The organism is Streptomyces sp. NPDC059201, from assembly GCF_042754585.1.
Classification (GTDB): domain Bacteria; phylum Actinomycetota; class Actinomycetes; order Streptomycetales; family Streptomycetaceae; genus Streptomyces.
Window position 1 is genome coordinate 464,382 of the sequence record NZ_JBHZBB010000002.1, and the last position, 19,603, is coordinate 483,984.

General features: G+C 74.3%; 19 protein-coding genes. 14 read left to right on the top strand and 5 right to left on the bottom strand.

From position 1 onward, the window contains the following. Positions 1–56: 56 nt before the first annotated feature. From ACFXMG_RS07955 to ACFXMG_RS07980, 6 genes are all read left to right on the top strand, one after another. On the top strand, positions 57–2,267 hold the full coding sequence (locus ACFXMG_RS07955; RefSeq protein WP_383820335.1) for an acyl-CoA dehydrogenase: 2,211 nt from the start codon (positions 57–59) through the stop codon (positions 2,265–2,267). Between the two features lie 11 nt (positions 2,268–2,278). Beyond that, positions 2,279–3,472 (top strand): lipid-transfer protein, encoded by a 1,194-nt coding sequence (locus tag ACFXMG_RS07960; protein WP_383820338.1) that lies wholly within the window; start codon positions 2,279–2,281, stop codon positions 3,470–3,472. Between the two features lie 40 nt (positions 3,473–3,512). Then, entirely contained in the window at positions 3,513–4,991 is a 1,479-nt protein-coding gene (locus ACFXMG_RS07965; protein WP_383820341.1) for an MFS transporter, read from the top strand. Positions 4,992–5,115: 124 nt separating this feature from the next. Beyond that, complete coding sequence (locus ACFXMG_RS07970) at positions 5,116–5,802, top strand: DUF998 domain-containing protein (protein ID WP_383820343.1); 687 nt, start codon at positions 5,116–5,118, stop codon at positions 5,800–5,802. 7 nt (positions 5,803–5,809) lie between these two features. Next, complete coding sequence (locus ACFXMG_RS07975; protein ID WP_383820346.1) at positions 5,810–7,006, top strand: sensor histidine kinase; 1,197 nt, start codon at positions 5,810–5,812, stop codon at positions 7,004–7,006. Further along, positions 7,003–7,674, top strand: coding sequence for a response regulator (locus ACFXMG_RS07980; protein ID WP_383820348.1), 672 nt, complete (start codon positions 7,003–7,005; stop codon positions 7,672–7,674). Before ACFXMG_RS07975 ends, ACFXMG_RS07980 begins: the two co-directional genes overlap by 4 nt. 9 nt (positions 7,675–7,683) lie before the next feature. Here the strand turns inward: ACFXMG_RS07980 and ACFXMG_RS07985 are convergent, their stop codons facing one another. Continuing rightward, positions 7,684–8,316 (bottom strand): response regulator, encoded by a 633-nt coding sequence (locus tag ACFXMG_RS07985; protein ID WP_383820512.1) that lies wholly within the window; start codon positions 8,314–8,316, stop codon positions 7,684–7,686. Positions 8,317–8,569: 253 nt separating this feature from the next. Here ACFXMG_RS07985 and ACFXMG_RS07990 point away from each other — a divergent pair, with 253 nt between their 5' ends. From ACFXMG_RS07990 to ACFXMG_RS08000, 3 genes are read left to right on the top strand one after another with little or no spacing between them, the layout of a single operon-like run. Beyond that, entirely contained in the window at positions 8,570–9,424 is an 855-nt protein-coding gene (locus ACFXMG_RS07990; protein WP_383820351.1) for a MaoC/PaaZ C-terminal domain-containing protein, read from the top strand. A 24-nt stretch (positions 9,425–9,448) separates the two neighbouring features. Continuing rightward, positions 9,449–10,525, top strand: coding sequence for a Zn-dependent alcohol dehydrogenase (locus ACFXMG_RS07995; protein WP_383820354.1), 1,077 nt, complete (start codon positions 9,449–9,451; stop codon positions 10,523–10,525). A 14-nt stretch (positions 10,526–10,539) separates the two neighbouring features. Beyond that, a complete protein-coding gene (locus ACFXMG_RS08000) occupies positions 10,540–11,484 on the top strand; it encodes a 3-oxoacyl-ACP reductase (RefSeq protein ID WP_383820357.1) in 945 nt (314 codons plus the stop codon). A 140-nt stretch (positions 11,485–11,624) separates the two neighbouring features. On the opposite strand, the gene ACFXMG_RS08005 is transcribed toward ACFXMG_RS08000, so the two are convergent. Together ACFXMG_RS08005 and ACFXMG_RS08010 are read right to left on the bottom strand one after the other, a co-directional pair. Next, on the bottom strand, positions 11,625–11,762 hold the full coding sequence (locus ACFXMG_RS08005; RefSeq protein ID WP_383820360.1) for a hypothetical protein: 138 nt from the start codon (positions 11,760–11,762) through the stop codon (positions 11,625–11,627). Positions 11,763–11,818: 56 nt separating this feature from the next. Beyond that, complete coding sequence (locus tag ACFXMG_RS08010) at positions 11,819–12,994, bottom strand: hypothetical protein (RefSeq protein ID WP_383820362.1); 1,176 nt, start codon at positions 12,992–12,994, stop codon at positions 11,819–11,821. Between the two features lie 241 nt (positions 12,995–13,235). On the opposite strand from ACFXMG_RS08010, the gene ACFXMG_RS08015 reads away from it, so the two are divergent. From ACFXMG_RS08015 to ACFXMG_RS08035, 5 genes are all read left to right on the top strand, one after another. Then, entirely contained in the window at positions 13,236–14,270 is a 1,035-nt protein-coding gene (locus ACFXMG_RS08015; protein WP_383820365.1) for an ABC transporter substrate-binding protein, read from the top strand. A gap of 67 nt (positions 14,271–14,337) precedes the next feature. Beyond that, positions 14,338–15,156 (top strand): Nif3-like dinuclear metal center hexameric protein, encoded by an 819-nt coding sequence (locus ACFXMG_RS08020; RefSeq protein WP_383820368.1) that lies wholly within the window; start codon positions 14,338–14,340, stop codon positions 15,154–15,156. Beyond that, the gene (locus ACFXMG_RS08025; RefSeq protein WP_383820515.1) at positions 15,153–15,896 is read left to right on the top strand and encodes a zinc ribbon domain-containing protein; all 744 of its coding nucleotides are present in this window, start codon (positions 15,153–15,155) and stop codon (positions 15,894–15,896) included. Before ACFXMG_RS08020 ends, ACFXMG_RS08025 begins: the two co-directional genes overlap by 4 nt. Then, positions 15,896–17,245, top strand: coding sequence for a bifunctional RNase H/acid phosphatase (locus ACFXMG_RS08030; RefSeq protein ID WP_383820371.1), 1,350 nt, complete (start codon positions 15,896–15,898; stop codon positions 17,243–17,245). Before ACFXMG_RS08025 ends, ACFXMG_RS08030 begins: the two co-directional genes overlap by 1 nt. A gap of 13 nt (positions 17,246–17,258) precedes the next feature. Next, positions 17,259–18,083, top strand: coding sequence for a GNAT family N-acetyltransferase (locus ACFXMG_RS08035; RefSeq protein ID WP_383820374.1), 825 nt, complete (start codon positions 17,259–17,261; stop codon positions 18,081–18,083). Here ACFXMG_RS08035 and eda read toward each other — a convergent pair. After that, complete coding sequence (eda, locus tag ACFXMG_RS08040; RefSeq protein WP_383820376.1) at positions 18,067–18,717, bottom strand: bifunctional 4-hydroxy-2-oxoglutarate aldolase/2-dehydro-3-deoxy-phosphogluconate aldolase; 651 nt, start codon at positions 18,715–18,717, stop codon at positions 18,067–18,069. The genes ACFXMG_RS08035 and eda overlap by 17 nt on opposite strands. 65 nt (positions 18,718–18,782) lie before the next feature. Continuing rightward, positions 18,783–19,550 carry a peroxide stress protein YaaA gene (gene yaaA / locus ACFXMG_RS08045; protein ID WP_383820379.1) on the bottom strand — a complete coding sequence of 256 codons (768 nt, stop codon included), beginning with the start codon at positions 19,548–19,550 and terminating at the stop codon, positions 18,783–18,785. Between the last annotated feature and the right edge of the window lie 53 nt (positions 19,551–19,603).

Sequence of the window (19,603 nt, forward strand, 5' to 3'; positions counted from 1 at the left end):
ATCTCACCCTGTATCTGACCTTCCGTCAGAATGGAACGTGTTCTAGTCTGCGCGCCATGGGTATCGCCATCACGCACGAACAGCGGGACCTCGCCCGGTCCGTCCGCGCCTGGCTCACCCGCGCCGCACCCCCCGAGGAGCTCCGCCGGTGGCTCGACGCGCCCGAGCCGCCCGCCGGGAGGCCCGGGTACTGGGAGGCCGCCGCCGCGCAGGGCCTCCTCGGGATCCACGTACCCGAGGAGTACGGCGGCGGGGGCGGTGGCCTCGACGACCTCGCCGTGGTCGTCGAGGAGACCGCCCGCGCCCTCCTCCCCGGGCCCTACCTCCCGACCGTCCTCGCCGCCGAACTCCTGCACCGCGCGGGCCCGTCGGCGCACGGCGCGCTCCTCGCCGACCTCGCCGAGGGGCGCCGGATCGGGGCCGTCGCCCTCGGCGGACCCGGCACCCTCACCGCCGTACGCACCGACACCGGGTACCTCCTCGACGGCACCGCGCCCCCCGTCCTCGGCGCCGCCCAGGCCGACCTGCTCCTCCTCCAGGCCGCCACCGCCGACGGCACCGTCTGGCTCGCCGTGGACACCACCGCCGCTGCCGCCCCCGGGGACGCCTCCGGTGAGGCCCCCGGCCTGGTCGTCCGGCCGCACGCCTCCGCCGACCCCACCCGGCCCACCGCCGAGGTCACCGCCGCCGCCCTCCACGTGCCCGCCGACCGCGTCCTCGCCCTCGACACCGGCCTCGTGCACGACCTCGCCGCCGTCCTCTTCGCCGCCGACGCCTGCGGCACCGCCGCCCGCGCCGTCGAGACGGCCGCCGAACACGCCCGTACCCGCGAGCAGTTCGGCCGGCCCATCGGACAGTTCCAGGGCGTCAAACACCTCTGCGCCGACATGCTCGTCCGGCTCGAACAGGCCCGCGCCCTCACCTGGGACGCCGCCCGCGCCGGCCACGACCCCGCCCGGCCCCTCGTCGCCGCCTTCGCCGCCGCCACCGCCCTCGACGCCGCCCACACCACCGCCAAGGACTGCATCCAGATCCTCGGCGGCATCGGCTTCACCTGGGAACACGACGCCCACCTGCTGCTCCGCCGCGCCGTAGTCGCCCGCCAGCTCCTCGGCACCGGCGACCGCTTCCGGCTCGACGCCCTCCGGCACGCCGCCACCGGACTGCGCCGCGGCCTCCGCCTCGACCTGCCGGACACCGCCGAGCCGTACCGCGCCGCCGCCCGCGAGGCCGTCGCCGCCGCCGCAGGACTCGACCCCGCCGCCGCACGCCGCGCCCTCGCCCCCACCGGCTACGCCGCTCCGCACCTCCCGGAGCCGTACGGCCTCGGCGCGGGCCCGCTCCAGCAGCTCGCCGTCCAGCGCGAACTCGACGAGGCGGGGGTCACCGTCGCCGGACTCGGCATCGCCACCTGGGTCGTCCCCTCGCTCCTCGCCCACGGCAGCCCCGCACAGCAGGAACGCCACCTCGGGCCCACCCTCCGCGGCGAACAGCGCTGGTGCCAGCTCTTCTCCGAGCCCGGCGCCGGCTCCGACCTCGCCTCCCTGCGCACCCGCGCCGAACGCACCGAGGACGGCCGCTGGCGGATCACCGGGCAGAAGGTGTGGACGAGCGCCGCCCAGTGGGCCGACCACGGCATCCTGCTCGCCCGCACCGACCCCGCCGCGCCCAAGCACCAGGGGCTCACGTACTTCCTCGTCGACATGAAGAACACCCCAGGCATCGACATCCGCCCCCTGAAGGAGATCACCGGGGACTCCCTCTTCAACGAGGTCTGGTTCGACGACGCCGTCCTCCCCGCCGACGCCGTCGTCGGCGAGGTGAACGACGGCTGGCGGGTCGCCCGCAACACCCTCGGCAACGAACGCGTCCACATGGCCGACCAGGTCGTCTTCGACACCGGCCTCGAAGCGCTCATCAAGGCGTCCGCCGAGGCCGACGGCTCCGTCCGCGCCCGCACCGGCGCCCTCCTCGCCGAGGCCCACGCCCTCGCCTGCATCGGCCTGCGCACCACCCTCCTCCAGGTGTCCGGACTCGAACCGGGCGCGGGCGCCAGCGTCCGCAAGCTCGTCCAGACCCTCCACCAGCAGAAGACCGCCGAACTCACCCTCGAACTCCTCGGCCCCGACGGCGCCGTGTGCGAGGGACCCGGCGCGGCGGCCGTCCACGGACACCTCATGGCCCGCTGCCTGACCATCGCCGGCGGCACCACGCAAGTCCAGCTCAACGTCGTCGCCGAGCGCCTGCTCGGCCTCCCCAGGGACTGAGAGGGCACGCCATGAAGTCGTACATCGTCGGGGTCGGCATGACGAAGTTCGAGAAGCCCGAGACCCGCGACTGGCAGTACTGGGACATGGCCCGCGAGGCCGGCACCGCCGCCCTCGCCGACGCCGGGATCCCGTACGGGAAGGTCAAGCAGGCGGCCGTCGGCTACTGCTTCCAGGCGTCCACCGCGGGCCAGCGGGCCGTCTACGAACTCGGGCTCACCGGACTGCCCGTCTACAACCTCAACAACAACTGCGCCACCGGCTCCACCGCCCTCATGACCGCCCGCCAGTTCGTCGAGGGCGGCATCGCCGACTGCGTCCTCGCCCTCGGCTTCGAGAAGATGAGCAAGGGCTCCCTCGGCGGCGGGGCGGGCGCCGGGGGGGACTTCAAGACCTCACCCGTGGCCCGGCACTACGGCATCATGGCCGCCGCCCACGGCTTCGAGGCGTCCCCGCCGACCGCCCAGATCTTCGGCAACGCCGCCCGCGAGCACATGGAGCGGTACGGCACCACCGAGGCGCAGCTCGCCGCCGTCGCCGCCAAGAACCACCTGCACTCCTCCCGCAACCCCAACGCCCAGTTCCAGGACGTCTACACGGTCGACGAGATCCTCGCCGCCAAGACCGTCCACCGCCCCCTCACCAAGCTCCAGTGCTCGCCCACCTCCGACGGCGCCGCCGCCGCCCTCGTCGTCTCCGAACGCTTCGTCGCGGAACACGGCCTGGAGGGGCGGGCCGTGGAGATCGCCGGCCAGGCCATGACCACCGACACCGGCGAGTCCTTCGCCTCCGGGTCGTGCATCGACGCGGTCGGGCGGCCCATGTCGAGGGAGGCCGCCCGGCGCGTCTACGAGACCTCGGGACTCGGCATCGAGGACGTCGACGTCATCGAGCTCCACGACTGCTTCTCCGTCAACGAGCTCCTCACCTACGAAGCCCTCGGCATGTGCGAGGAGGGCGCCTCCGGCAAGCTCGTCGAGTCCGGCGCCACGACCTACGGCGGCCGGTGGGTGGTCAACCCCTCCGGCGGCCTCATCTCCAAGGGCCACCCCCTCGGCGCCACCGGCCTCGCCCAGGCCGCCGAACTCGTCTGGCAGCTCCGCGGCGAGGCCGCCGCCCGCCAGGTCACCGGCGCGCAAGTGGGCCTCGCCCACAACATCGGCCTCGGCGGCGCGGCGGTGGTGACGCTCCTGCGCAGGTCGTAGGACTCTTTCCGCATGTACGGGGCGGAGCCCGTCTGCGACCATGACATTCATGCCGCAGACCGACTCCGCCACCGGATCCACCTCGACCCGCCCCTCCATACGCACCCCCCGCCCCTGGCTCGTCGTCCTCGTCGCCTGCGCCGGGCAGTTCCTCGTCGTCCTCGACGTGTCGGTCATGAACGTGGCCCTGCCCTCCATGAAGGCCGACCTCGACCTCAGCACCCTCGGCCTCCAGTGGGTGCTCAACGCCTACTCGATCGCCTTCGCCGGCTTCATGCTCCTCGGCGGACGCGCGGCCGACCTCTACGGGCGCAAGACCATGTTCCTGGCGGGACTCGGACTCTTCACGGCCGCCTCGGTCGTCGGCGGCATCGCCCCCGAGGGCGCCTACCTCATCGGCGCGCGGGCCGTGCAGGGCCTCGGCGCGGCGGCGCTCTCCCCGGCCACCCTCACCCTCGTCACCTCCGCCGTCCCCGCCGGCGCCGCCCGCACCCGGGCCATCGCCACCTGGACGGCGGTCGGCGCGGCGGGCGGCGCCGCGGGCGGCTTCGTCGGCGGCCTCCTCGTGGACCTGCTCAACTGGCGCTGGGTCCTCCTCGTCAACGTCCCCATCGGCATCGTCATCCTGGCCGCCGCCGCGCTCTGGCTCCGCGAGGGCCGTACCGCCACCGGCCGCCGCCTGGACCTGCCCGGCGCGGTCCTCGTCACCGCCGGACTCGCGACCCTCGCCTACGGCATCGTGCAGACGGAGATGGCCGGCTGGACCTCCGCCGCGACGCTCCTCCCGCTCCTCGGCGGCCTCGCCCTCCTCGGCGTCTTCGTCGCCGTCGAACGGCGGACCAAGGAACCCCTCGTCCCGCTCGGCATCTTCCGCAACCGGGCCGTGTCCGCCGCCAACGTGGGCATCATGCTCTGCGGCTCCAGCTCCTTCGGCATGTGGTTCTTCATGACGGTGTACGCGCAGAACGTCCTCGGCTACACCCCGCTCCAGGCCGGTCTCGCGCTCGTCCCCAGCTCGCTCGCCGTCCTCGTCGGCTCCAAGGCCGCGCCCCGCCTGATGGCCGTCACCGGCGCCCGCGCCCTCGCCATCACCGGCGTCCTCGTCGCCGCCGCGGGCTTCGCCTGGCAGTCCACGATGACCGCCGACGGCACCTTCCTCACCACGATCCTCGGCCCCGGCATCCTCATGATGGGCGGCATCGGCCTCGCCACCACGCCCCTCGCCACCCTCGCCACCTCCGGCGCGGCGCCCGGCGACGCGGGCCTCGTCTCCGGCCTGGTCAACACCTCCCGCACGATGGGCGGCGCCCTCGGCCTCGCCACCCTGTCGACGGTCGCGGCCGCCACCTCGGTCTCCTCCGGCCCCGACTTCTCCATGTTCGGGACCCCGGACGCCTCCTACCTGGTCCCCGGCTACGCCATGGCCTTCCGCGTCTCGACCGGCATCCTCCTCTTCGCGGCCGTCCTGATCGCCGTCTGGCTGCCCCGCCCCGTACACCGAACGGTGCAGAACCCCTAACCGCCGCCACCCTCCGACGTACACCAGGACCACCGCACTCGGACGACGCGCCCGCCCCTCCCCTCTCCGTAACTTCTGGCCCACCGGAAACGGCCAGGAGCCGCACGAGCAGAAGGAGGACGGGATGACGACGACGGGGACGACGGGGACGACGGGGACGACGGGGACGGGTGGGACGGGTGGGACGACGGGCTCGGGGGTGCGGGCCCCGCTCGTCCTGCTCGGCTTCGGCGCGCTGGCGATGACGGCGGTCGAGCTGCTGAATCCCGGCTACGACCTGGTGAGCGAGGCCCTCAGCCGGTACGCGCACGGCACCGCGGGCGCCCTCCTCCCCGCAGCCCTCCTGGCCGCGGGCGCGGCCTCCGCCCTCCTCGCGGTACGGCTCCGGGGCGGGGCCGGCCGGGTCGCGGTCGCGGTGTGGGCCGTAGGGGTCCTGATCGCGGGCGTCTTCCCCGCCGACCCGCCCGGCCACCACCACCGCCCCTCCACCTCCGAACTCGTCCACGGCAACGCCGCCTTCCTCGCCTTCGCCGCCCTCCCGGTGGCCGCCCTCCTCCTGCGCCGCACGCTCACGACGGCCCACCCCCGGCTGCGCACCGCGCTGAACACCCTCACCGCCGCCTCCCTCCTCGGCACGGTCGCCCTCGCCGTCTTCCTGGCCGACGTCATGGACGGCGGCCCGTCCCTCGGCCTGGGCGGCGCCCCCACCCTCCTCGGCCTCGCCGAACGGCTCGTGATCGCCGCCGACCTGGGCTGGGTCGCCCTCGCGCTCGTCGCGACCGGTGCCGGGGAGCGGGGCCGTCGTGCATGATCGCCCGATGGACCGACCGCTCGCCCGTGCCGTCGCCGCGCCGCGCGCCGTGCGGCCCGTGGACTGGCTCCTCGCGGCCGTCACCGCCGTCGCCGTCCTCGCGGGCACGGCCCGCTTCGGCGGACTCCTGGACGCCGGGGGCGCCCTGCCGCTCGCCCTCTGGCTCGGCCTGCTCCTGCTGGCCCGCCGCCGTTGGCCGCTGGCCGTCCTGCTCCTCTCCGTACAGGCCGTCATCGTCTTCCGCAGCTCCGGCCTCACCGACATCGGCTGGGTGTGGCCGGCCTCCGTCGCGTACGCCGGTCTGGCCGCCGACGACCGCCCCGGCCGCCCCGGCCTGCGCTGGGCCGTGGGCATCGGCCTGACCGAACTCGCCTTCGCCGCGAGCTGGGAGGTGCCCACCTCCGGCACCGATCTCCGCGAGGCCCTCGCCTCGCTGGGCGCCGAGGCCCTGTGGCTGGCGCTGCTCCTCGCCGCCGCCACCGCCTACCGCGACCGCCTCCGCTGGCGCGCCGAACGCGACGCCCGGCTGCTCCGGGAGGCCCGCGCACGCGACCTGGAGGCCGGCCGCCGGATCGCGGAGGCCCGGCTGGAGATCGCCCGCGAACTCCACGACGTCGTCGGCCACACCCTCACCGTCGTCGGCCTCCAGCTCCGCGTCGCCACCGAGTCCCTGGACGACTCCCCGGCCGAGGCCCGCGCCGCCCTCGCCACCGCCCAGGAGGTCCGCACCGCCGCCGTACGCGACCTCCGCGCCCTCGTCCACGTCCTGCGCGAACCGGGCGAGTCCCCGCCGTCCTCGGAGGAACCCGCCGCCGGGGTCCCGGAACTCGCCGCCCTCGTCGAGCGGATGCGCACGCCCGCCCTCGACATTCGCCTGGAGACCACCGGCGACCCCGCCGCCGTCCCCGCCCCGGCCTCCCTCGCCGTCCACCGCGTCGTCCAGGAGGCCCTGACGAACACCGCCCGCCACGCCGGCGCCTCCCGGGCCGAGGTCACCGTCCACATCGGCGACGCCCGCGTCGAGGTGACCGTCACCGACGACGGCCCGCCGCAGCCGGATACGCCCGTCACCCCGGGGCATGGCATACGGGGCATGGCCGAACGCGTCCACGCGCTCGGCGGCGAGCTCACCGCCGGGCGGCCCGGCGACCGGGACGGCTGGCTCGTCCGGGCCGTCATCCCTGTGCCAGGCTTCCCGTCATGACGATCAGGGTGCTCCTCGCCGACGACCAGGCCCTCGTCCGGGCCGGCTTCCGCAGCCTCCTCGGCCGGGCCAGGGACATCGAGGTCGTCGGCGAGGCCGGCACCGGCGACGAGGCCGTCCGCACCGCCCGCGCGGTCCGCCCCGACGTCGTCCTCATGGACATCCGCATGCCCGGCACGGACGGCCTCACCGCCACCCGTGTCCTCGCCGAGGACCCCGATCTGGCGGGGTGCCGGGTCATCGTCCTCACCACCTTCGAGACCGACGAGTACGTCTTCGCCGCCCTGCGCGCCGGCGCCAGCGGCTTCCTCACCAAGGAGATCGAACCGGACGACCTGCGCCAGGCCGTCCGCGCGGTCGCCGCGGGCGACGCCCTGCTCTCCCCGAGCGCCACCCGCCGGGTCGTCGAGCAGTTCGCCCACCGCCCGGCCGCGCCCGCGGAGACCCCCGAACGCCTCGACGTCCTCACCCCCCGCGAACGCGAGATCACCCGCCTCATCGCCACCGGCCTCTCCAACGACCAGATCGCCGAACGACTCGTCATCAGCCCCCTCACCGCCAAGACCCACGTCACCCGCGCCCTCGCCAAACTGGGCGCCCGCGACCGGGCCCAACTGGTCATCCTCGCCTACGAGACGGGCCTGGTAGTCCCCGGCGGAGCCGCCTAGCCCAACCCGCTACAGCCAGCCCTGCTGGCGTGCGGCGCGGGCCGCCTCCAGACGGTTGCGGGTCCCGGTCTTTCCGATCGCGGACGACAGGTAGTTCCGCACGGTCGACTCCGACAGGTGCAGCCGGCCCGCGATGTCGGCGATCGTCGCCCCGTCCACCGCCGCCGACAGGGCCTCCCGCTCACGCGCCGTCAGCGGGTTCGGCCCGGCGCCGAGCGCGGCGGCGGCGAGCGCCGGATCGATGACGGTCTCGCCGCGCAGCGCCTTCCGGATCGACTCCGCCAGCTCCTCCACGGGCCCGTCCTTCACCAGGAACCCGGCCGCCCCCGCCTCCATCGCCCGCCGCAGATACCCCGGCCGCCCGAAGGTCGTCAGGATCAGCACCCGGCAGTCCGGCACCTCGTCCCGCAGCTCCGCCGCCGCGTCCAGCCCCGACCGCCCCGGCAGTTCGATGTCGAGCAGCGCCACATCGGGCCGCGCCACCAGCGCCCGGTCCACGATCTCGTCCCCCCGCCCGACCTGCGCGACGACCTCGATGTCCGCCTCCAGCCCCAGCAACAGCGCGAGCGCCCCCCGCATCATCCCCTGGTCCTCCGCGAGCAGAACACGAATGGACTTGACCGGCCGATGGTCCCGCGGCATCTCGTTCACACCCAAAAGCCTAGGCCGCCCCACCAGAAACTCCGCGAGAACGCTGCCTGACGGACCGTCAGGAGTCTCGTGTCCGAGGGTTCCCAACGTCACGGCCCTCCGCTATACATGGGGGACACCGAACTGGAACGCGTTCTACATCGGCGCGTACGGGGCGGTTCCCGCACGGCCTCGGCGTGACCGACGGTGCGGACGGTCGCGCCGAGGTCTTCCACTCCAAGGACTTCCAAGGAGCTGCAAGTCGATGCCCATTGACCCCGCCAAGGCCCTCGCCGCCGAACCCCGCAGCGCCGAGATCGCCTGGGACCACAAGGACGTCCAGCTCTACCACCTCGGCCTCGGCGCGGGCAGCCCCGCCACCGACCCGGCCGAGCTGCGGTACACCCTCGAATCCCGGCTCCACGTGCTGCCCAGCTTCGCCACCGTCGCCGGCGCCGGCATGGGGGTCGTCGGCGGACTGTCCGCCCCCGGCATCGACATCGACCTCGCCGCCGTCCTCCACGGCGGCCAGTCGGTCACCCTCCACCGCCCGCTGCCCACCGGCGGCCGCGCCGTCTCCACCTCCCGCGTCGCCGCCGTGTACGACAAGGGCAAGGCCGCCATCCTCGTGCTGCGCTCCGAGGCCGCGGACGACGACGGCCCGCTGTGGACCTCCGACGCCCAGATCTTCGTCCGGGGCGAGGGCGGCTGGGGAGGCGACCGCGGCCCCTCCGAGCGCCTGGAACTCCCCGGGCGCGAACCGGACAAGACCGTCGAGCGCCCGATCCGCGAGGAGCAGGCCCTGCTCTACCGCCTCTCCGGCGACTGGAACCCGCTCCACGCCGACCCCGATTTCGCCGCGCTGGCCGGCTTCGACCGCCCGATCCTGCACGGCCTCTGCTCGTACGGCATGACCCTCAAGGCGGTCGTGGACACGGTGCTCGGCGGCGACGTCACCCGCGTCAGCGCGTACCGCACCCGCTTCGCCGGGATCGTCTTCCCCGGCGAGACCCTGCGCATTCGGATGTGGGCCGGGGACGGCCGCGTCCAGGTGGCGGTGACGGCCGTGGAGCGCGACGACGCCCCCGTCCTCGCCGACACCGTCGTCGAACACTCGTAGAACCTTCCCGGAGGGAGCCGCACCATGCGCGCAGCCGTACTGCACGAGATCGGCCAGGACAAACTGGAAGTCCTCGACGACGTCGAGGCGGTGGGCTTCGGCCCGGGCAGGGTGCGGATCCGGGTACGGGCCACCGGCCTGTGCCACTCGGACGTCTCCGCCATGAGCGGCGTCCTGCCGCAGCCCGCGCCGTTCATCCCCGGCCACGAGGGCGCCGGCGAGATCCTCGACGTCGGCGACGGCGTCACCGGCCTGAGTGCCGGACAGCGGGTCCTGCTCTGCTGGCTGCCCGCCTGCGGCACCTGCGCCGCCTGCAAGCGCGGCCAGACCCAGCTCTGTCTCGCCGGCTTCATGAACGCCGGCACCCCCAACTTCAAGCGCCCCGGCGGGGAGGTCTTCGGCTTCGCCGGCACCGGCACCTTCACCGAGGAGGTCGTCGTCGACGCGGGCTGCGCCGTCCCGATCCCCGACGACGTGCCCTTCGACATCGCCGCCCTCATCGGCTGCGGCGTGACCACCGGCCTCGGCGCCGCCATCAACACCGCCAAGGTGGAGGCCGGTTCCTCGGTCGCCGTCATCGGCTGCGGCGGCGTCGGCATCTCCGCCATCCAGGGCGCCCGGCTCCAGGGAGCCGCCCAGATCGTCGCCGTCGACCCCGTCGAGTCGCGCCGCGAGGCCGCGCTCCGCTTCGGCGCCACCGAGGCCGTCGCCCCCGAGGCCCTCGGCGACGCCAAGCAGCGGATCACCGCGGGCGAGGGCTTCGACTACGTCTTCGAGGTCGTCGGCAAGTCCGCCACCGCGCGGACCGCCTACGAGACCACCCGGCGCGGCGGCACCCTCTGCGTGGTCGGCGCCGGAGCCATGGACGACAACCTCCAGCTCAACATGTTCGAGCTGTTCTTCGACGAGAAGCGGATCCTGCCCTCCATGTACGGCGGCGGGGACGTCCTGCGGTCGTACGAGCGGGCCATCGCGCTCTGGCGGGCCGGCCGCATCGACCTGGAGTCGCTGATCACCCACCGGGTCCCGCTGGCGAACATCAACGAGGCCCTGGAGCAGATGCGGACCGGCGCGTCCCTCCGTACCTGCATCGAGATCTGAGAGGATCCCCCGCCATGTCACTGCCTCTTGAGGGGCTGAGCGCGATCGTCACCGGCGCCGGGCGCGGACTCGGCCGCGCCGAGGCGCTCGAACTGGCCCGGCTCGGCGCCGCCGTCGTCGTCAACGACTACGGACAGCCCGGCCGGGACGGCTCCGGGGAGGCGTCGGCCACCCCCGCCGAGGAGGTCGCCGCCGAGATCGTCGCGGCCGGCGGCAGGGCCGTCGCCCACCTCGGCGACATCTCCGACTTCGAGACCGCGCGGGCCCTGGTCGACCTGGCCGTGGCCGAGTTCGGCAAGCTGGACATCCTGGTCAACAACGCGGGCATCCTGCGCGACCGGATGGTCTTCTCGATGAGCGAGGACGAGTGGGACTCGGTCATCCGCGTCCACCTCAAGGGCCACTTCAACACCACCCACTTCGCGGCCGTGCACTGGCGCGGACGGTCCAAGGCGGGGGAGACCGGCGTCTACGGCCGGATCGTCAACACCTCCTCCGAAGCCTTCCTCGCCGGCTCCGCGGGACAGCCCAACTACGCCGCCGCCAAGGGCGGGATCGTCGGACTGACCACCTCGACGGCGCTCGCGCTCGCCCGGTACGGCGTCACCGCCAATGCCATCTGCCCCCGCGCGCGCACGCGCATGACGGAGGACGTCTTCGCCGGCTTCGCCGAGCCCGCCGCCGAGGACGAGCTCGACCCGCTGTCGCCCGAGCACGTGGCACCGCTCGTCGGCTACCTCGCCTCCCCGGCCGCCGCCCGGGTCAACGGACAGCTGCTCGTCGTCCACGGCGGGATGGTCGCCGTCGTCGAACGGCCACGGGTGGCGGCCAAGTTCGACACCGCCAAGGAAGCCTTCGGCTTCGAGGAACTGGACGGGCTGCTCACCCCGTACTTCGCGGAGCGCCCGCCCGGCGAGACCTTCGCGGCCTCCGAGGTCCTGGGGCTGAAGAAGGGCTGAACCCGGCCCGGGGGTGGGCACGGGGGACGGTGGGGAAGGCGAAGGGCCCCGGGGGATCCGCTCCCCCGGGGCCCTTCGCCACGCGCGCGTGCGGCTTTACGAGTGCCACGCGCGCGTACGGCTCCACGAACTCTCGCCCGCTAGCTCTCGTCCGCCTCTCGGCGGTGCCGGCCGTGCGCGGCGGAGGAGGTCTCCTCCGCCGACGCGGCCGAACCGCGGTGCCGTCCGGCGCCCGTGTTCTGCGACTCCTGTGCCGCCTCCGTGCTGTTCTGCGTCATGGTCGTACTCACCCCGTGGGAACGTGCTCCTGCTGTGCTGTGCTGCGGCGGTGAGTCTAACCAGCGGGTTTACGGTCCGTCAGGGGCGCCTGCTGGAGCGGGACCGGGCGGCACGCGCGCGGCTGCGCGTCCTCCGCGACGGGCCCGGCCGGCGCCTCCGCGCAGGGCTCCGGCTCCGGCCCGGGCTCCGGCTCCGGCGGCACCGTGAGACCGGCCAGCGCGCAGGGCAGCTCCGCCGTCGAGCACGGCAGCCGCAGGACGCCCTCCGGCGACCACGCCCCGGCCCCCGCCACCCACCCGGGCGGCGCCGCCACCTGGTGCATCCGCCGCCCCGAGGGCCGCCACAGCCCCACCCAGCTGCCGCCCGCCGCGTCGATCCGCAGCGCCACCCCGCAGCTCTCCGGCATCAGCACCTGCCCCGGCTGGACCGCGAAGGGCGTCACCGCCGCGTCGTCCAGCCGCAGGCACTCCGGGAACCGCACCGGCAGCAGGCTCCCCAGCACCCCCCAGCCCAGCCGCTCGTGCCCCGGCGACGGCGCGTCCGAACGGATCAGCAGCAGCCCGCTGTCCGGATCCGCGAGCAGCAGCCGGTCGTCGCTCGCCTCGGTGATCTGGAGCAGCGGCGACACCTCGCCGCCCCGCTCCAGGTCCACCGCGACCGTCTTCACCGGCCCGTCGCCGAGCCGCCGGTCCAGGGCCAGCATCCGCCCCGTACGGTCCAGCCAGACCCCGCCCGCGCAGTGGCCCGGGATCACCGCGACCCGCTCCGGGCCGAAGGCCCCGCCCGCCACCAGCCAGAGCGTGGTGGAACCGGGGCCCGTGTGGCGGGCGTACGCGCACGTGCCGTCCGGGGACGGCGGCAGCAGCTCCACGCGCCCGGGGCCGGGCGCCTCCACCGAGCCGAGCCGCAGCTCGCCGGTGCCGGGACCGGTCGGGTACAGCAGCGAGAAGGTGTGGCGCCGTCCGTCCACCCGGCGGCACACCAGGACCCGCCCGTCGGCGAGCGGCAGCAGCTGCGCGTCCGCGTCCTCCGGCTGGTCCAGGGGGAGCGGCACGGCGTACGGCTCCGGGCCGTCGAGCGTCCAGCGCTCCGCGTACAGGGCGTCCCCGGAACCCGCGAGCCTGGCGGCGTACGCGCCGTTCGCCGTGATCGCGAAGCCTGCCGGGGGGCGGGCGGGCGTCCCTTCCTGGTCGCCGTCCTCGGCCGCGGTCTCGATGGCACACGCTGTCATCGACTCGTCACCTCCGGCCACGAAGCTAGTTTTCGCACTTCCTGCCGAACAACACGACCCCACGCACTTCACACATAAGGGTGGCGGTGTACCCGTTCCATTGAGCGGAGGGGGCCGATTGTGCTGACGGGGCCAGGGGTACGTAAGGTAAGGCGATCCTAAGCGGAGCCTGTGAGTCCGCCCAGGACCGCCCCGTACGCCGTCCCACCTCGACGTCCGCCATCGAAGAGGAGCCCTCCCGATGTCCTTCCGCCGCCGCGGCACCGCCGCCGCCGTCGCCCTCGCCGCCGCGCTCTCCCTCGCGGCCTGCGGAGGCGGCGACTCGAACGACGCCTCCACCAAGGAGGACACGGCGAAGAAGAAGGACGTCGCCACCGGCGGCAAGGACTTCGGCGACGCGGCCGCCAAGACCGCCGCCCTGGGCACCGACGCCAAGCCGGGCCAGTTCCCCCGCACCCTCACCCACGCCATGGGCAAGAGCGAGATCAAGGCCGCCCCGAAGCGCGTCGTCGTCCTCGACGTCGGCGAGCTCGACAACGTCGTCTCCCTCGGCGTCCAGCCCGTCGGCTACGCCCCCTCCGAGGGCGACGACGGCATCCCCGGCTACCTCGCCAAGGACGCCGGCAGCCCCAAGTCGGTCGGCACCATCAACAACCTCAACCTGGAGGCGATCGCCAACCTCCAGCCCGACCTCATCCTCGGCAGCCAGCTGCGCGCCGCCGACAAGTACGACGAGCTGTCGAAGATCGCCCCGACCGTCTTCTCCATCCGCCCGGGCTTCACCTGGAAGGAGAACTACCTCCTCAACGCCGCCGCGCTCGACAAGACCGCCGAGGCCAAGGAGAAGCTCGCCGCGTACGAGACCAAGGCCAAGCAGCTCGGCACCGACGTCGGTCCGAACAAGCCGACCATCTCGATGGTCCGCTACCTCCCGGGCAAGATCCGCCTCTACGCGAAGGCGTCGTTCATCGGCACCATCCTGGAGGACGCCGGCCTGCCCCGCCCGAAGAACCAGCAGATCGACGACCTCGCCGCCGAGGTCAGCCCCGAGAAGATCGACCAGGCCGACGCCGACTGGATCTTCACCGGCGTCTACGGCGACGCCAAGGCGACCAAGAAGGACGCCGCGCAGGGCAACCCGCTCTGGAAGAACCTCAAGGCCGTCAAGGCCGGCCAGGCCAAGGACGTCCCGGACGAGACCTGGTACCTCGGCCTCGGCGTCACCGCCGCGAACAGCGTCCTCGACGACCTGCGCGCCGACCTGGTGAAGAAGTAAGCGCCGGCAGGCCCGGTTATCCACAGGCCAGGACGGCGGGGCACGGAGGACAGGTAGCCTTTCCTCCGTGCCCCGTCTGTCTGAAGTCATCGCCGAACTCGACGCCCTCTGGCCGCCAGAGCGGGCCGAAGCGTGGGATGCCGTCGGCACCGTCTGCGGCGACCCCGACGCCGAGGTCTCGCGCGTCCTCTTCGCCATCGACCCCGTCCAGGAGATCGCCGACGAGGCGATCGCCCTCGGCGCCGACCTGGTCGTCACCCACCACCCGCTCTACCTGCGCGGGACGACGACGGTCTCGGCCGGTCACTTCAAGGGCCGCGTCGTGCACACGCTGATCAAGAACGACATCGCCCTGCACGTCGCGCACACCAACGCCGACACCGCCGACCCCGGCGTCTCCGACGCCCTGGCCGGCGCGCTCGACCTGCGCGTCACCGGCCCGCTCGTCCCCGAGAACAACCTCGGCCGGATCTGCGAGCTCGACCACCCCGAGACCCTCGCCGAGTTCGCCGCCCGCGCCGCGAAGCGGCTGCCCGCGACCGCGCAGGGCATCCGGGTCGCCGGCGACCCCGACATGCCCGTCCGCCGCGTCGCCGTCAGCGGCGGCTCAGGCGACAGCCTCTTCGACGCCGTGCGCGCCGCCGGGGTGGACGCCTTCCTCACCGCGGACCTGCGCCACCACCCCGTCTCCGAGGCCACCCAGCGCTCCCCCCTGGGCCTCGTCGACGCCGCCCACTGGGCCACCGAGTGGCCCTGGTGCGAGCTGGCCGCCGCCCAGCTCGACACGATCTCCGACCGCCACGGCTGGGACCTCCGCGTCCACGTCTCGAAGACGGTCACGGACCCCTGGTCCTCCCATCACACCTCCCCTGGAGCCCCCAACTGAACGCCGCGCCCGCCGACCAGATTCGCCTCCTCGACGTCCAGGCCCTGGACGTCCGCCTCCAGCAGCTCGCCCACAAGCGCAAGGCACTGCCCGAGCACGCGGAGATCGAGGCGCTGACCAAGGACCTCACCCAGCTGCGCGCCCTGCTCGTCGCCGCGCAGACCGAGGAGAGCGACTGCGCCCGCGAGCAGACCAAGGCCGAGCAGGACGTCGACCAGGTCCGCCAGCGCGCCGCCCGCGACCAACAGCGGCTCGACTCCGGCGCCGTCTCCTCCCCGAAGGACCTGGAGAACCTCCAGCGCGAGATCACCTCGCTCGCCAAGCGCCAGGGCGACCTGGAGGAGATCGTCCTGGAGGTCATGGAGCGCCGCGAGTCCGCCCAGGAGCGCGTCACCGAGCTGACCCAGCGGGTCGAGGCCGTCCAGGCCAAGGTCGACGACGCCACCGGCCGCCGGGACGTGGCCCAGGCCGGCCTCGACGAGGAGTCCGCGACCGTCACCAAGGAGCGCGAGGTCGTCGCCGGCACCGTCCCCGCCGACCTGATCAAGCTGTACGAGAAGCTGCGCGAGCAGCAGGGCGGCGTCGGCGCGGCCCGCCTCTACCAGCGCAAGTGCGAGGGCTGCCACATCGAGCTCAACATCACCGAGCTGAACGAGGTGCGGGCCGCCGCGAAGGACGCGGTCGTGCGCTGCGAGAACTGCCGCCGGATCCTGGTCCGGACGGCGGAGTCCGGCCTGTAATGCGCGAGCTCGTGGTCGAGGCGGACGGCGGCTCCCGGGGCAACCCCGGGCCCGCCGGTTACGGTGCCGTCGTCCTCGACCCGGCCACGGGCGAGACGCTCGCGGAGGTGGCCGAGTACATCGGCGTCGCCACCAACAACGTCGCCGAGTACAAGGGCCTCATCGCGGGCCTGCGCGCCGCCCTGGACCTGGCGCCGGACGCCACCGTCCGGGTCAGGATGGACTCCAAGCTCGTCGTCGAGCAGATGTCGGGCCGCTGGAAGATCAAGCACCCGGACATGAAGCCCCTGGCGGCGGAGGCGGCGGGCGCCTTCCCGCCCGACCGGGTCCGCTACGAGTGGATCCCCCGGGAGCGCAACAAACACGCCGACCGCCTTGCCAACGAGGCGATGGACGCGGGCAAACGCGGCGAACAGTGGACCCCCCGCGACCACTCCGCCGCCGCCATGGCAGCAACCCTCCCCCCGCCGGGCCCCCCGGGCGACGCGAGGGCAGGCGCAGCCATGGCCCGAGCGGCCTTGTCGTTTGCCGCGCCTGCGGCCGCGGCTGCTGCTGCCGCTGTCCCCGCCGAACCAGCTGTGGGCAATCGTTCCGCAGGGCGTGGGGGTCCCCCCTCTGGGGGAGGGTGGGCACAGCCCACGGTGCCGGGCACCGCTTCCCAGCACCCGCCTGCCGCCGAGCCCGCACCCGCAGCGCCCGCCCCCGCACCGCCCCCCGACCTCTCCGCCCCCGCGACCTTCGTGCTCCTCCGTCACGGAGAGACCGCCCTCACCCCCGAGAAGCGTTTCTCCGGCAGCGGCGGCAGCGACCCCGCGCTCTCCGAGGCCGGCCACCGCCAGGCCGCCGCCGTCGCCGACGCCCTCGCCGCGCGCGGCACGATCCAGCACATCGTCAGCTCGCCCCTCACCCGCTGCCGCCAGACCGCCGAGACCGTCGCCGCCCGCCTCGGACTCGACGTCGTGATCGAGGACGGGCTCCGCGAGACCGACTTCGGCGCCTGGGAGGGCCTCACCTTCGCCGAGGTCCGCGAGCGCCACCCCGAGGACCTCGACGCCTGGCTCGCCTCCACGAAGGCCGCGCCCACCGGCGGCGGGGAGAGCTTCACCACCGTCGCCCGCCGCGTCGCCGCCGCCCGCGACCGCCTCGCCGCCGCGCACGCGGGCCGCACGGTCCTCCTCGTCAGCCACGTCACGCCCATCAAGACCCTGGTCAGACTGGCGCTCGGCGCCCCGCCCGAGTCCCTGTTCAAGATGGAGCTGTCCGCCGCCTCGCTCTCCGCCGTCGCCTACTACGCCGACGGCAACGCGTCCGTACGCCTCCTCAACGACACCTCGCACCTCAGGCGCTGAGAGGGAGAGGGAGATGGAGAGGGAGATGGGAAGGGGCGACTGGCACTTCACCACCGACTCGGAGATCTTCCGCGCCGCCGCCGGCCCGCTCCTCGCCGCCGAACCGGCCCGCAACACCGCCGTCCTGACGATGATGGACGGAGCGGAGCTCCTCGGATGGTGGACCGGTCCTGACGGGACCGTGGCCGGCGTCCTCGCCGCGTCCCCGCCCCCCGTCCTCACCTTCGGCGCCGTCCCCGTGGAGGCGGCCGCCGCGCTGGCCCTGCCGGACGGCACGGAGCCGGCCACGCTGCGCGGGGAGACGGCGGCGGTGGAGGCGTACGCAGGAGCCACCGGCCTCCCCTGGGAGCCCGTCATGGGCATCCGGCTCTTCCGCCTCGGCGAGCTCACCCCACGGGACCCGGCGCCGCCCGGCCGTTCCCGGCCCGCGCGCACGGCGGACCTCCCGCTGCTCGGAGGCTGGACGGCCGACTTCGCCGCCGTCCACCGCTACGAGCCGCAGGACGACTACACGGACTTCCTCACCGAGCGGATCACCGAGGGCCGCCTCCACGTCTGGGAGGCCCCGGACGGGCGCCCCGTGGCGATGGCCGGAGTCTCCCGCACGATCGAGGGCCAGGCCCGCGTTCACCTCGTCTACACCGCGCCCGACGAGCGCGGCCAGGGCTACGCCGCCGGGGTCACCACCACCGCGACCCGCGCCGCCCTCGGCTCCGGCGCCACGCAGGTCCTGCTCTTCACCGACCTCGCCAACCCCACCAGCAACGCGCTCTACCAGCGGCTCGGCTACCGTCCGGTGGCCGACCACCTCGGGGTGCGCTTCACACCCCGGCCGTAGCCGTCCGCAGCGCCGCCGCCTCCCGCGCCAGCGCCTCCACCCGGCCCCAGTCGCGGGCCGCGAGCGCGTCCGGCGGCAGCATCCAGGTGCCGCCGACGCAGGCGACGTTCGGCAGGGCGAGATAGGACGGGGCCGAGGCGGCCGAGACGCCGCCCGTCGGGCAGAAGCGCGCCTGCGGCAGCGGACCCGCCAGGGACTTCAGATACGGGACCCCGCCCGCCGCCTCCGCCGGGAAGAACTTCAGCTCCGTGACGCCCTCCTCCAGCAGCGCCAGCACCTCGGAGGCGGTCGAGACACCCGGCAGGAACGGTACGCCCGACTCCCGCAGCGCCCCGAGCAGCCGCCCCGAGCACCCCGGGCTCACCAGGAACCGCGCCCCGGCCCGTACCGCGTCCGCGACACCGTCCGCCGAGACCACCGTCCCCGCGCCGACCACCGCCTCCGGCACCTCGGCCGCGACCGCCCGCACCGCGTCGAGCGCGGCGGGGGTACGCAGCGTGATCTCGATCAGCGGCAGGCCACCGGCCACCAGGGCCCGCGCCAGCGGCACGGCGTCGGCGGCGTCCTCGATCACCACGACCGGGACGACGGGGGCGTGCGGGGCGAGCGCGAAGACGCCGGGGGTGCTGAGCATGACCTCATCCTGCCCAGCACCACCAGTACACGCAACGCGCGTTGCGGAGAATGCAACGCCCGGGTTCAGTGGATCTCGTCCACCAGCACGTCCAGCGCCCCCGCCTTCGCGCCCGTCTCCACCACGTAGCCGAGGTCCCGCAGCGCCGCCACCAGCTCCTCCGGCGTGCCCGGGGCCGCGCCCGACTCCAGCAGGCTCCGTACGATCCGGCCCTTGGTCGCCTTGTTGAAGTGGCTGACCACCTTCCGGGTCGGCGCGTGCAGCACCCGTACCGTCGCGGTCCGCGCCGCGACCTCGCCCTTCGGCTTCCAGGCCGAGGCGTACGCCGACGAGCGCAGGTCCAGGACGAGCCCGTCCCCGGCCGCCTCCGGCAGCACCGAGGCCATCGCGCCCCGCCAGTGCGCGCCCAGCGCGCCGAGCCCCGGCAGCTTGACCCCCATCGAGCAGCGGTACGACGGGATCCGGTCGGTCACCCGGACCGCGCCCCACAGCCCGGAGAAGACGAGCAGCGAGGCCCCCGCGCGCTTGCGGGCGGCCGCGTCGAGCGTGGCCAGGCCCAGCGCGTCGTACAGGACGCCGGTGTAGATCTCCCCGGCCGGGCGGGCGCCCGCCGTCCGCAGCTCCACGTTCTTCGCGACCTCGCCGCGCAGCCCCTCGCTCAGGCCCAGCACCTCGCGCGCCTTCTCCTCGTCGGCGGCGCACAGCTCGACCAGCTCGTCCAGGACGGCGGCCCGCGCCTCCGCGAGCCCCGGCAGCGACAGCGACTCCGGCTTGAGCGGCGCCCCACGCCCGGAGGACGCCTTGCCTTCGGAGGGCGGCAACAGCACGAGCACGGTGGTTCTCCTTCAGTACGGACCAGGAAGAGGGGGTGCGGCCCCGCATGCCA